Origin of the sequence: Micromonospora sp. CA-249363 (assembly GCF_050950185.1) — a bacterium.
Taxonomy (GTDB): domain Bacteria; phylum Actinomycetota; class Actinomycetes; order Mycobacteriales; family Micromonosporaceae; genus Micromonospora.
In genome coordinates, this window is sequence record NZ_CP192020.1 from 6,655,147 (window position 1) to 6,668,393 (window position 13,247).

Annotated in this window: 11 protein-coding genes; 9 read left to right on the forward strand and 2 right to left on the reverse strand. The window is 72.8% G+C overall.

Annotated elements, in window-relative coordinates:
* Window positions 1-28: 28 nt before the first annotated feature.
* A complete protein-coding gene (locus ACQPZK_RS29935; RefSeq protein WP_433536080.1) occupies window positions 29-1,201 on the reverse strand; it encodes a CapA family protein in 1,173 nt (390 codons plus the stop codon).
* A gap of 56 nt (window positions 1,202-1,257) precedes the next feature.
* The gene (locus ACQPZK_RS29940; protein ID WP_433536081.1) at window positions 1,258-1,920 is read right to left on the reverse strand and encodes an adenosylcobinamide amidohydrolase; all 663 of its coding nucleotides are present in this window, start codon (window positions 1,918-1,920) and stop codon (window positions 1,258-1,260) included.
* Window positions 1,921-2,063: 143 nt separating this feature from the next.
* Here ACQPZK_RS29940 and ACQPZK_RS29945 point away from each other — a divergent pair, with 143 nt between their 5' ends.
* The 9 genes from ACQPZK_RS29945 (at window position 2,064) to ACQPZK_RS29985 (ending at window position 13,236) form a co-directional block, all read left to right on the forward strand.
* The gene (locus ACQPZK_RS29945; RefSeq protein WP_007466162.1) at window positions 2,064-2,741 is read left to right on the forward strand and encodes a Crp/Fnr family transcriptional regulator; all 678 of its coding nucleotides are present in this window, start codon (window positions 2,064-2,066) and stop codon (window positions 2,739-2,741) included.
* A gap of 111 nt (window positions 2,742-2,852) precedes the next feature.
* On the forward strand, window positions 2,853-3,596 hold the full coding sequence (locus ACQPZK_RS29950) for a metallophosphoesterase family protein (protein ID WP_433536082.1): 744 nt from the start codon (window positions 2,853-2,855) through the stop codon (window positions 3,594-3,596).
* Between the two features lie 335 nt (window positions 3,597-3,931).
* On the forward strand, window positions 3,932-4,552 hold the full coding sequence (locus tag ACQPZK_RS29955; RefSeq protein WP_433536083.1) for a TetR/AcrR family transcriptional regulator: 621 nt from the start codon (window positions 3,932-3,934) through the stop codon (window positions 4,550-4,552).
* Window positions 4,553-4,588: 36 nt separating this feature from the next.
* The gene (locus ACQPZK_RS29960; protein WP_433536084.1) at window positions 4,589-5,386 is read left to right on the forward strand and encodes a TIGR03084 family metal-binding protein; all 798 of its coding nucleotides are present in this window, start codon (window positions 4,589-4,591) and stop codon (window positions 5,384-5,386) included.
* A 56-nt stretch (window positions 5,387-5,442) separates the two neighbouring features.
* Window positions 5,443-7,047: an acyclic terpene utilization AtuA family protein gene (locus ACQPZK_RS29965; RefSeq protein WP_433539361.1), complete on the forward strand. Its 1,605-nt coding sequence runs from the start codon at window positions 5,443-5,445 to the stop codon at window positions 7,045-7,047.
* Window positions 7,044-8,240 (forward strand): acyl-CoA dehydrogenase family protein, encoded by a 1,197-nt coding sequence (locus ACQPZK_RS29970; RefSeq protein WP_433536085.1) that lies wholly within the window; start codon window positions 7,044-7,046, stop codon window positions 8,238-8,240. Before ACQPZK_RS29965 ends, ACQPZK_RS29970 begins: the two co-directional genes overlap by 4 nt.
* Before the next feature lie 176 nt (window positions 8,241-8,416).
* Window positions 8,417-10,018, forward strand: a complete 1,602-nt coding sequence (locus tag ACQPZK_RS29975) for an acyl-CoA carboxylase subunit beta (protein ID WP_433536086.1) — start codon at window positions 8,417-8,419, stop codon at window positions 10,016-10,018.
* A 12-nt stretch (window positions 10,019-10,030) separates the two neighbouring features.
* The gene (locus ACQPZK_RS29980; RefSeq protein ID WP_433536087.1) at window positions 10,031-12,073 is read left to right on the forward strand and encodes a biotin carboxylase N-terminal domain-containing protein; all 2,043 of its coding nucleotides are present in this window, start codon (window positions 10,031-10,033) and stop codon (window positions 12,071-12,073) included.
* Window positions 12,073-13,236 carry an acyl-CoA dehydrogenase family protein gene (locus ACQPZK_RS29985; protein WP_433536088.1) on the forward strand — a complete coding sequence of 388 codons (1,164 nt, stop codon included), beginning with the start codon at window positions 12,073-12,075 and terminating at the stop codon, window positions 13,234-13,236. Before ACQPZK_RS29980 ends, ACQPZK_RS29985 begins: the two co-directional genes overlap by 1 nt.
* Window positions 13,237-13,247: the final 11 nt, after the last annotated feature.

Below are 13,247 nucleotides of genomic sequence, written 5' to 3' on the forward strand. Positions count from 1 at the left end.
ACGTCGCACGCCGGACGTTCCTCCTCGGTCAACCGCCCGTCGGCGCGGTGATCCTGCCCTGCCCGTCGAGCCGGGCCCCGCTCCTGGGGAAGTCGGTGCGGCTCAACTCGGTGACGAGCCCCAGGCCCCGGTCGTCCGGGTCCATCGTCGGCTTGCCGGCCGAGTTCATGTACGTCGAGGTGAACGTCCCGCCGCTCCAGCTCCCGTCGGGCTTGAGCGACACCTTCAGCACGCCTCCCCAGCCCAACCGCCCGGCGTTGCTCAGCGAGTTGCCGCCGCCGGCGAAGTTGCCCAGGCTGTACGCGATCAGCCGCCCCTTGTAGAACTCCATGCCCCGCAGAACGTGCGGCCCGTGTCCGACGATCAGGTCCGCGCCAGCGTCGATCATGGCGTGGGAGAACTTGACCGGATCGCCCCGGTTCTCGCCCAGGAACAGTTCGGTGCCCGGCTTCACCCGGGTCTTGTCCGCTCCCTCGCCGCCCATGTGCACCTGCACCACGACGAGGTCGGCCATGGTGGCCGCCTTGGCGACCACCGTCCTGGCCTTGGCGATGTCGACCAGGCTGTTGGACCAGACGTACGAGGAGAAGCCGGCCACGGCGACCTTGACGCCCTTGACGTCGACCACGGTGATCTCACCCGGCGCGCCGGTGTGCTCCAGGTCGTACTTCTTCAGCGCCTTCTGCGTGTTCTCGTAGCCCTTCGGCCCGTAGTCGTAGCCGTGGTTGTTGGCCTGGTTGAGCACCCGGAAGCCGGCGTCGCGCAGGTGCGCCGCGTACTCGGGCGGGGCCCGGAACTGGAAGCAGCGGGTGGAGTTGGCCCCGCACTTGCCGGTGCCGGTGTCCACCGTCAGCGGCTCCTCCAGGTTGCCCATGACGAGGTCGGCCTTGAGCGCCCCGGTGACCGAGTCGAAGAAGCCCTTCCCACCGGCGGCGGGCAGTCGACCGGGCGCGTTGCCCATGATGATGTCGCCGGTCGCGGAGAGCGAGATGGCGCCGCCGGAGGCCGTCGCGCCGCCGCTGGGCTTCGGGCCGGCCGTGTTCACCGGCGCGCCCGTGCCGCCGCCACCGGCGCCGGGCTGCCACACCGGGTCCTCCCCGCTGTCGGCGCAGCCGGCGACGAGCAGGGCGGCCAGCAGCGCCGCGAGGCCGACGGCGACGCGGCGGAACGGGCGGGACGCGGAAGGGGCGGTAGCGTACATCGCCCGCGACCCTACCGACCCAGGAACGCGCCGACGAGGGCCGATCGGCCGGAAGTTCAGCCGGTCAGCCGGTCTGACCAGGGCACGACCGGCCGTTCCCCGCCCGCGCGCACGGCGGCATGGACGGCTCGGGCCAATGGGGCGCCCCACATCGAGCGTGGCCCCCCGTACGCGGCCTCCGGCCCGTCCACCGGGCAGAGCACGGTGACCGCGTCGGTGGGGGTGCCCGTTCCCGGCAACCCCAGCTCGCTGATCGCCTGCGTCTTCGCCTCGGTGGCGGTGGCGACGGCGTTGACGAGCGCCGGGTCGGCGAGCCGGGCCGGCACGTACACCACGATGTTCACCGTGCCCACCCGCTGGGTGAGCGCTCCCGCGGCCGGCGCGGCGGCGGGCACCGGGGTGCCGAGTCCGACGGTCGCCCACGCCCGCACCCCGGTGTCCGTCCGGGCCACCACCTCGGTCACGTCGACGCCGGTCAGCAGACCCACCCCGGGCCCGTCCAGGGCCAGGTCCGCGGCGAGCGCGGCCAGGTGGGCGGCGGGGTCGTCCCGGTCGTACGACATGGGCACGGTCGCGTTCAGCACCCACTGCCGGACGCCGACGCCACCGCCCAGCGGGCCGCTGCTGACCGCCCGCAGGGGGCCGTCGGCCCGCCAGACGAGCAGCGGCACGGACCGCCCGCCCTCGACGCGGCTGGTCAGAATCGGGTCCCTCAGCACGTCGGGCAGGTTACGCCCAACGATCAAGATTCCAGGGGCGACCTCTGATTCGTGCTCACGTGCGCCTAGACTTGGCGGCGCGCGAGGGGATCAGCGGACGGCGGCCCCGGCCGACGGACGGCACGCGCAACCGGAGGTGCGCAATGGACGAGGTACTGGCCCGCAGCGGGATCTTCCAGGGTGTCGACCCGGAAGCTGCCGAGGCGCTCGCCAAGGAGATGGAGACGATCGAGGTCCGCAAGGGCGAGATCGTCTTCAATGAGGGCGAGCCCGGTGACAGCCTCTACATCCTGCTGTCCGGGAAGATCAAGGTCGGCCGCCGGGCGGCGGACGGTCGGCAGAACCTGATCGCGGTGATGGGCCCGTCGGACATGGTCGGCGAGCTGTCGCTCTTCGACCCGGGTCCGCGTACGGCGACGGCCACCGCCGTGACCGACACCCGGCTGGTACGGCTGCGCAAGCAGGCGCTGCGGCCGTGGCTCAACAACCGCCCGGAGATCGCCGAGCAGCTGCTCCGCGTGCTCGCCCGGCGGCTGCGCCGGACCAACGACTCGCTCGCCGACCTGATCTTCACGGACGTGCCGGGCCGGGTGGCCAAGAATCTGCTCCAGATGGCCGGGCGCTTCGGCACCCGCGACGGCGGCGTCCTGCGCGTGACCCACGACCTCACCCAGGAGGAGATCGCCCAGCTCGTCGGCGCCTCCCGGGAGACGGTCAACAAGGCGCTGGCCGACTTCGCCTCGCGCGGCTGGCTGCGGCTGGACGGCAAGAGCATCATCATCCTGGACCCGGAGCGTCTGGCCCGCCGCGCCCGCGTCTGAGACATCGGTACGTCCCCGCCTTCCGTTCCCGACGGCCAAGGCGGGGACGTCTTTGTCTGCCCGGCGCAGAATCGCTGGGTCGGGGGCGACCGGCGGGGCGAGGGTGGGACCATGCTGAACACCGTCGCCGTGCTCTCCGACATCCATGGCGTAGTGCCCGCGCTGGAGGCCGTGCTGGCCGAGCCGGACGTCGCCGCCGCCGACCTCGTCGTGCTGACCGGCGACATCGCGGCCGGCCCGCAGCCGGTCGAGGTGCTGGATCTGCTCGCCGACCTCGGCGACCGGGCCTGCTGGGTAGGTGGCAACTGCGAACGTGAGCTGGTCGAGGCCCGCGCGGGCCGACCCGCCTCGATCGAGGTGTCGAACTGGGCCGCCGGCCAACTCCGGGACGACCAGGTCGCTCGGCTGGCCGCGCTGCCGACGACGGCGACCTTCGAGATCGACGGCCTCGGTCCGACCCTGTTCTGTCACGCCACCCCCCGCGACGACGAGGAGGTGGTGCTCGTCGACTCGCGGATGGAGCGCTGGGCCGAGGTGTTCGCGGGTCTGCCGGCCGAGATCTCGACGGTGGTCTGCGGGCACACCCACATGCCCTTCGCCCGGCTGGTCGACCGACGGCTGGTCGTCAACCCGGGCAGCGTCGGCATGCCGTACGGGGGCGCTGGCGCATGGTGGGCCCTGCTCGGGCCGGGCGTCCAGTTACGCCGTACCGCCTTCGACGTGGAGGCGGCGTGCGCCCGGGTGGCAGCCGAATCGGCCTTCCCCGACGCCGCGGCCTGGGCCGACGAGTACCTGCGCTCCCAGCACAGCGACGCCGACGCGCTGGCCGTCTTCGGCCCCCGCGACGGCCGCTGACCCCGGTTGGCGGGCCGGCGAATCGCCGCTCCCCCGAGACCTCGGGGTACAGGGTCGGAGTGCCTTTGGAGCTGAATCGTCAACGACATCAGCGCGGGCGACAGCCGGATGCCCCTCGGCAACGGCCGGCAATTCGTTTGTGACATCAGCTCCAAAGCGAGCACACAGCATGTGCCGACCTCGCACCGCGCGCAGCCTGCCCGCACGGCGCAGGCCGCACGGCGCAGGCCGCAAGGCGCAGGCCGCACGAACGAGACCCCGCCCCGCCGCCGAACGAGCACTCTCCACAAAAAGTCAGTCTTGACTGTTTGTTTCTGAGGCCACAGGCTGTTCGCGTGTCTCCCGCATCAACCCCCGCCGCATCGACGCGTGTCCCGCAGCAGGAGCGCAGTCGCGCCACCCAGGCCCGCCTGCTGGAGGCGACCGTCGACTGCCTGATCGAGCACGGATGGTCCGGCACCACGACCACCGTCGTGGCCGCCCGGGCCGGCGTCTCGCGGGGCGCGCAACTGCACCACTACCCCACCAAGGCCGCGCTGGTCACGGCCGCCGTAGCCCACTTGGCCGAGCGCCGGGCCGACGAGCTACGCACCGAGGCCGAGGCGTTACCGGCCGGCCCGCAACGGCTGGATCGGGTGATCGACCTGCTCGGGGTGGCCTTCACCGGGCCGCTCTTCGTCGCCGCGCTCGAACTGTGGGTGGCCGCCCGCACCGACCGCGAGCTTCGCGACGCCCTCGTGCCGCTGGAGGCGACGGTAGGCCGGGAGATGCACCGCCTCACCGTCGCGCTGCTCGGGGTCGACGAGCGCCGACCCGGCGTCCGCGAGGCGGTGCAGGCCACCCTCGACCTGATGCGCGGGCTCGGAGTGGCCAACCTGCTCAGCGACGACTCGGCCCGCCGTACCGCCCTGCTCGTCACCTGGAAACGCCAGCTCGCCACCCTGCTCACGCCCTGACCGCCGGCCGCACCGGCCCCACCGACCGGAGGCACCATGGTCGACCTCAACGACCTGCTCACGGACCTGGCCGACGAATCCGCTGACCTGGACGCGCTGGTCGCGCCGCTGTCCGTGGCCGACTGGGCCAGCCCGACCCCGGCGGCGGGCTGGACCATCGCGCACCAGATCGCCCACCTCACCTGGACCGATCACATGGCGCTGCTGGCCGCCACCGACGTCGAGGCGTTCTACGCCACGGTGACCGCCGCGCCGGACGTGACCCGGCTGGTGGACGCCGGGGTCGACGAGTTCCTGGCACCCCCCGTCGACCTGCTGGCCCGCTGGCGGGTCGGCCGGGCCGCTCTCACCGACGCCCTGGCCGCCGTTCCGTCCGGCGAGAAGTTGCCCTGGTACGGCACCCGGATGTCGGCCACCTCGATGGCGACTGCCCGGATCATGGAGACGTGGGCGCACGGTGAGGACGTGGCCGACGCCCTCGGTGTCGTCCGCCCGCCCACCGACCGCCTCCGCCACGTGGCGCACCTCGGTGTTCGTACCCTCGGGCACGGCTTCGCCGCCCACGGTCGGGAGGCGCCGACGACGCCGGTCCGGGTCGAGCTGGCCGCGCCCGGCGGCGACACCTGGGTCTGGGGGGCGGCGGACGCCACCGACCGGGTGAGCGGTCCGGCCCGGGACTTCTGCCTCCTGGTCACCCAGCGCCGGCACCGGGCGGATCTCGCCCTGCGGCCCACCGGCCCGGTCGCCGACGAATGGCTCGACGTGGCCCAGGCCTTCGCCGGGCCGCCGGGCGACGGCCGGACGCCGGCCGGCGGAGACGGAGTACGCCCGTGATCCGTATCGGCAACGCCTCCGGCTTCTACGGTGACCGGTTCACCGCCTGGCAGGAGATGCTCGACGGCGGCGAGCTGGACGTGCTGACCGGTGACTACCTGGCCGAGTTGACCATGCTGATCCTCGGTCGGGACCGGCTGCGTGACCCCGACCTCGGCTACGCGAAGACGTTCCTCCGCCAGGCGGAGAAGTGCCTCGGCACGGCCCTCGACCGGGGGGTACGGATCGTGACGAACGCCGGCGGGCTGAACCCGGCCGGCCTGGCCGCCGCCATCGAGGCTCTCGCCGGCCGCCTGGGCCTGGCGGCGAAGGTCGGGTACGTCGAGGGTGACGCACTCCCGCGCGCCGACGCGCTCACCGCCAACGCGTACCTGGGCGCGTTCGGGATCGCCGCCTGTCTCGACGCCGGGGCCGACGTGGTGGTGACGGGCCGGGTCACCGACGCGTCGCTGGTGGTGGGGCCGGCCATCGCGCGGTACGGGTGGAGCCGTGACGACCTCGACGCGCTGGCCGGGGCCACCGTCGCCGGGCACCTCGTCGAGTGCGGCGCACAGGTCACCGGCGGCAACTTCAGCTTCTTCACCGAGCTGCCCGACGGCGGGCGCCGGCCCGGCTTCCCGATCGCCGAGGTGCACCGCGACGGTTCCGCCGTACTCACCAAGCATCCGGGCACCGGTGGCGCGGTCACCGTGGAGACCGTCACCGCCCAACTGTTGTACGAGGTCGGCGGGCCGGCGTACCTGGGGCCGGACGTGGTCAGCCGACTGGACACGGTGGAACTGCACCCCGACGGACCGGACCGGGTACGCGTCAGCGGTGTGCGGGGCACCCCACCGCCGCCCACGCTCAAGGTGGGCGTCAACAACCTCGGGGGCTTCCGGAACTCGATGACGTTCGTCCTGTGCGGCCTCGACATCGAGGCGAAGGCGGCCCTGGTACGAGGGCAGATCGAGGAGGCGGTCGGCAGGGACGGGCTGGAGTTCACGCTCGCCCGCACCGATCACCCCGATGCCGTCGACACCGAGGCGGCGAGCGCCCTGCTGCACGTACACCTGCGCGACAGTGACCGGACGCGGGCCGGACGGGCCTTCTCGGCGGCCGCCGTGGAGCTGGCGCTCGCCTCGTACCCGGGTTGCACGTTGACCACCCTGCCGGGCGAGGCCACCCCGTACGGCGTCTTCACCGCCGACGCCGTGCCGCAGGACGAGGTGGCGCAGGTGGCGGTCCTGCCCGGCGGCGAGCGGGTGTCGATCGCCCCGCCGGTCCGCACGGCCCCGATCACGCCGGACGAGACGGCCCCGGGTGGCGACGCGGCGGTCGGCGGCCGGACCCGACGCGGAGCTCTCGGCGAGCTGGTCGGCGCCCGCTCCGGGGACAAGGGCGGGGACGCCAACCTCGGCGTCTGGGCGCGCTCCGATGCCGGGTACGCGTGGCTGCGCCCCTGGCTGACCGTCGACCGTCTGGCCGAGCTGCTGCCGGAGACGGCGGCACTGACCGTCCGGCGCTACGAGCTGCCGAACCTGCGCGCGGTGAACTTCGTGATCGAGGGCCTGCTCGGGGCCGGGGTCGCCGCGTCCACCCGGTTCGACCCGCAGGCCAAGGCGCTCGGTGAGCTGCTCCGCGCGCGGATCGTCGACCTGCCGGCGGAGGTTTCCCGATGAGCATCGTGGACACCCCGGAGCGCCGACAGCTCCGCGAGCTGACCCGGGCGTTCGTGACCCGGGAGGTGCTGCCGCACCTGGACGACTGGGAGCGGGCCGGCGAGGTCCCCCGGGCGCTGCACGCCACCGCCGCGAAGCTGGGCCTGCTCGGCATCGGCTTTCCCGAGTCGGTCGGCGGCAGCGGCGGCGACCTGCTCGACTCGATCATCGTGACCGAGGAGCTGATCCGCTCGGGCGGGTCGTCCGGGCTGGTCGCGGCCCTGTTCACGCACGGCATCGCGCTGCCGCACATGGTCGCCGCGGTCGGCGCCCGCACCGGTGGTTCGCTGGGCGGCCGGCTCACCGGCGCCTCCTCCCCCGGCGACGACGGCCTGATCGAGCGGTACGTGCGGCCCACCCTGGCCGGCACGATGATCGGCGCCCTGGCCATCACCGAGCCGGACGGTGGTTCGGACGTGGCCGGCATCCGCACGACCGCGATCCGGGACGGCGACCACTACGTGGTGAACGGGTCGAAGACGTACATCACCAGCGGTCACCGGGCAGACTTCGTGACCACGGCGGTGTGCACCGACTTCCCCGGCAGCGGTGCGCTGACCCTGCTCGTGATCGACAAGGACTCGCCCGGGTTCACCGTGGGACGCCGGTTGGAGAAGCTGGGCTGGCACTGCTCGGACACGGCCGAGCTGTCCTTCGTGGACGTCCGGGTGCCGGTCACCAACCGGATCGGCGCGGAGAACACCGGCTTCCTGGCGATCATGCAGCACTTCGCGGCGGAGCGGCTCTCGCTGGCGACGCAGGCGTACGCGACCGCGCAACGCTGTGTGGAACTGGCGGTGCGCTGGTGCCGGGACCGGCAGACCTTCGGGCGTCCGCTGGTCGGCCGGCAGGTGGTCCGGCACCGGCTGGCCGAGATGCACACGCGGGCCGAGGCGGCCCGGTCGTACGTGCACGAGGTGGCCGCCCGGGTAGCTGCGGGCGAGCCGGTGGTGACCGAGGTGGCGATGGCGAAGAACGTGGCCGTGGCCGCCTGCGACCACGTCGTCGACCAGGCGCTGCAACTGCACGGTGGCTTCGGCTACCTGCGCGACGCCGAGGTGGAACGGCACTACCGCGACGCCCGGATCCTCGGCATCGGCGGCGGCACCACCGAGATCATGAACGAGATCATCGCGAAGGGCATGGGCCTGTGAGCGCGAGGAGTGAGCCGGGTTTGCGGAGCCCCGCAGTCGCGAACGAAGGGTGGCTCTGTGAGCGCGAGGAGTGAGCCGGGTTTGCGAGCCCCGCAGTCGCGAACGAAGGGTGGCTCTGTGAGCGCGAGGAGTGAGCCGGGCTTGCGAGCCCCGCAGTCGCGAACGAAGGAGGCACGGTGACGATTCTGGACAGCGCCATTGACCCGGCCGCGCCCGGGTACGCGGCGAACCGGGCGGCCCTCGTGGAACGGCTGGCCGAGTTGGACGCCACGCTCGACCAGGCGCGGGCCGGCGGCGGTGAGAAGTACGTGTCGCGGCACCACGCGCGCGGCAAGCTGCTGCCCCGGGAACGGATCGAGTTGCTCGTCGACGCGGACAGCCCGTTCCTCGAACTGTCGCCGGTCGCCGCCTACGGTACGGACTTCCCGGTCGGGGCCAGCGTGGTCACCGGCATCGGGGTCGTCGAGGGCGTGGAGTGCCTGATCGTCGCCAACGACCCGACGGTACGCGGCGGCGCGGTCAATCCCTGGTCACTGGCGAAGACCCGACGGGCCGGCGAGATCGCCCTGGCCAACCGGCTGCCCATGGTCAACCTGGTCGAGTCGGCCGGGGCGGACCTGCCCACGCAGGCGGAGATCTTCATCCCCGGCGGTCGGGTGTTCCGTGACCTGACCCGCCTCTCGGCGGCCGGCATCCCCACGGTCAGCGTGGTCTTCGGCAACGCGACGGCCGGTGGCGCGTACGTGCCTGGAATGTCCGACCACGTGATCATGATTCGGGACCGGTCGCAGGTCTACCTGGCCGGGCCGCCGCTGGTGAAGATGGCCACCGGTGAGGTCACCGACGACGAGTCGCTGGGCGGCGCGGCGATGCACGCCGGCACGTCCGGGTTGGCCGATTACCTGGCCGAGGACGAACGTGACGGCATCCGCCTGGCCCGGCAGTGCGTACGCCGGCTGAACTGGCGCAAGCAGGGTCCCGCGCCACGCACGGCGGCGCCGCAGCCACCGAAGTACGACCCGGAGGAGCTGCTGGGCATCGTCAGCTCCGATCTGAAGGTGCCGTTCGACCCGCGTGAGGTGCTGGCCCGCATCCTGGACGGCAGCGACTTCGACGAGTTCAAGCCGGCGTACGGGGACTCGCTGGTCACCGGCTGGGGCGAGCTGCACGGTTATCCGGTCGGTGTGCTCGCCAACGCGCGAGGGGTGCTGTTCAGCGCGGAGGCGCAGAAGGCGGCCCAGTTCATCCAGCTCGCCAACGCCTCCGACACCCCGTTGATCTTCCTGCAGAACACCACCGGCTACATGGTCGGCACCGAGTACGAGCAGCGCGGGATCATCAAGCACGGCGCGCTGATGATCAACGCCGTGTCCAACTCGACGGTGCCGCACCTCACGGTGAACCTCGGTGCCTCGTACGGGGCCGGCAACTACGGCATGTGCGGCCGGGCGTACGAGCCGAGATTCCTGTTCACCTGGCCGAACGCCAAGTCGGCCGTGATGGGCCCGGCGCAGCTCGCCGGCGTGCTGTCGATAGTGGCCCGGCAGGCGGCCGCCGCCCGTGGACGTGACTACGACGAGGAGTCCGACGCGGCGATGCGGATGATGGTCGAGCAGCAGATCGAGTCGCAGTCCGGCGCGCTGTTCCTCTCCGGCCGGCTCTACGACGACGGGGTGATCGACCCGCGGGACACGCGTACCGTCCTCGGGCTCTGCCTCTCGGCGATCCACAGCGGACCGGTGAAGGGCGCCGACGGCTTCGGCGTCTTCCGGATGTAGAGGGGGCCGCCAATGATCACCAGACTGCTCGTGGCCAACCGGGGCGAGATCGCCCGTCGGGTCTTCGCCACCTGCCGGGCGATGGGTGTGCAGACCGTCGCCGTGCACTCGGACGCGGACGCCGACGCGCCGTTCGTGGCGGAGGCCGACCAGGCGGTCCGGCTGCCGGGCGCCACACCGGCCGAGACGTACCTGCGGGTGGATCTCATCCTGGACGCGGCCCGGCGCAGCGGCGCGGACGCCGTCCACCCGGGTTACGGATTCCTCGCCGAGAACGCCGAGTTCGCGGCGGCGGTGACCGACGCGGGCCTGACCTGGGTCGGTCCGCCGGCCAAGGTCATCGCCGCGATGGGCGACAAGCTGGCGGCCAAGGCGCTGCTCGCCGAGGCGGGCGTGCCGATGCTGCCGAGCTGGACCGACGCCGACCAGGTCACCGACTTCCCGGTGCTGGTGAAGGCGTCCGCCGGCGGTGGCGGGCGGGGCATGCGGATCGTCCGGGACGCCGCCGAGCTTGCCGAGGCCGTCGCCTCCGCGCGTCGCGAGGCGGCCGCAGCGTTCGGCGACGGCACGGTCTTCATCGAGCGGTACGTCGAGCGCGGCCGGCACGTGGAAGTGCAGATCCTCGGCGACACCCACGGGAGCGTGCACGTGCTCGGCGTCCGGGAGTGTTCGATCCAGCGCCGGCACCAGAAGATCATCGAGGAGGCGCCCGGTCTCGTGCCGGCCGAGGTGCGGGAGCGTCTGCACGAGGCGGCCGAGGCCGCCGGTCGGGCGGTCGACTACGTGGGCGCGGGCACCGTCGAGTTCCTGCTGACGCCCGACGGGGCGGTCCACTTCCTGGAGATGAACACCCGACTCCAGGTGGAGCACCCGGTCACCGAACTGACCACCCCGGACGGGCTGGACCTGGTCCGGATGCAGGTGCTGGTGGCCGAGGGTGAGCCGCTGCCCGCGCCACACCACCAACCCGCCACGCGTGGCCACGCCATCGAGGTGCGGCTCTGCGCCGAGGAGCCGGCGCAGGGCTGGCGGCCCGCCACCGGCACGCTGCACCGCTTCCACATACCAGGGGTGGACGGCGAATTCGGCGGGGTCGACCGCGTCGGCTTGCGACTCGACTCGGGCGTGGTGGCGGGCTCGGTGGTGGGCGTGCACTACGACTCGCTGCTCGCCAAGCTGATCGCCGTGGCGCCGACCCGTTCGGAGGCGATCCGCGCGCTGGCCGGCGCGCTGGCCCGGGCCGAGATCCACGGTGTCGCCACCAACCGCGATCTGCTGGTCCGGGTGCTCCGCAGCCCGGAGTTCGCGGCCGGCGAGATCGACACCGGCTTCCTGGACCGGCACCCGGAGGTCTTCGCGCCGCTGCTCCCCGCCGACCAGCTCCCGGTCACCGCGCTCGCCGCCGCGTTGGCCGGCGCCGCACACCGTCGATCGACCGCGCCGGTCCTCGCCGGTCTCCCCTCCGGCTGGCGCAACGTGCCGGCCGTCGGACAGGTCACCCGCTTCACCGGCCCGGACGGCGAGATCGAGGTCCACTACCGGCTCGACCGCACGGGCCGGCTGGCGGAGTGGTCGGTCGCGCAGCACGGCGACACGCGCGACACCGACGAGCGCCGGACCGCCGGCCAACCCGGTGCCGCCGAGGACAGCGCCGAGCGGCCGGTGGTCGAGCTGGTCGCGGCCACGCCCGACCGGGTGGTGCTCGACGTCGACGGGGTGCGGCGGTCGTACCGCGTACACCGGGCGGGGTCGGAGTTCTTCGTGGACGGCCCGGACGGGGCGGCGAGCCTCGCCGAGCTGCCGCGTCTCCCACTGCCGACCGCGGAGCTGGCCGCCGGGTCGCTGCTCGCGCCGCTGCCCGGCGCGGTGACCCGGGTGCACGTCGAGGTCGGCCAGCGCGTCGCGGCCGGCGACCTCCTGCTCACCCTGGAAGCGATGAAGCTGGAACATCCCGTGCTCGCACCGACCGACGGCGTGGTCGCCGAACTACCGGTACCCGCCGGTGGTCAGGTGCGGACGGGCGCCGTGCTGGCCGTTCTCGGAAAGGACCACTGATGACCTTCGACCTCACTTCCGAACAGGACCAGTTGCGCGACGCGGTACGGGCGCTCGGCCGCCGGTACGGGCACGGCTACTTCGTCGAGAAGGCGAAGGCCGGTGAACACACCACCGAGCTGTGGGCCGAGGCGGGCCGGCTCGGCTACCTGGGGGTCAACATCCCCACCGAGTACGGCGGCGGGGGCGGCGGCATCACCGAGCTGGCCATCGTCTGCGAGGAGCTGGCGGCGGCCGGCTGTCCGCTGCTGCTGTTGGTGGTGTCCCCCGCCATCGCGGCCACCGTGATCGCCCGACACGGCACCGAGGACCAGCGCAAACGGCACCTGCCCGGTCTCGCCGACGGCTCGGCGAAGATCGTCTTCGCGATCACCGAGCCGGAGGCCGGTTCCAACTTCCACCGCCTCGGCACGGTGGCGCGCCGCGACGGCGACGACTGGGTCCTCAACGGCCGCAAGTGCTACATCTCCGGGGTCGACGAGGCGGGTCACGTGCTCGTCGTCGCGAGGACCGAGGACTCCTCGACCGGGAAGCTCAAGCCCGCCCTGTTTCTCGTGCCGACCGACGCGGCCGGGCTGACCCGGTCGAAGCTGGACATGGAGATCGTGTCTCCGGAGAACCAGTTCCTGCTCTACCTGGACGACGTGCGGGTACCCGCCGACGCGCTGGTCGGCGAATCGCTGGACGCCGGGCTGCCGGCGCTGTTCAGCGGGCTCAACCCCGAGCGGATCACGGTGGCGGCGATGGGTGCCGGCACCGGCCGGTACGCCATCGAACGCGCCAGCGAGTACACCGCCACGCGCAGGGTCTGGGGTGGCCGGAGCATCGGCTCGCACCAGGGGGTGTCCCATCCGCTGGCACACGCCGCCGTGCAGGTGGAGCTGGCCCGCCTGATGATCCAGAAGGCGGCCACGCTGTACGACGCCGGCCGCGACCTGGAGGCCGGGGTGGCCGGCAACATGGCCAAGTACGCGGCCGGCGAGGCCGCCGCGCTCGCCGTGGACACCGCCGTGCAGGCCCTCGGCGGGGCCGGCATGACCACCGAATACGGGGTGGCGACGCTCCTCGGCGCGGTACGGGCGGGGCGGATCGCCCCGGTGAGCCGGGAGATGATCCTCAACTTCGTCGCCCAGCACGTCCTGGGTCAGGAGAAGTCCTACTGAATCGGCGGCGA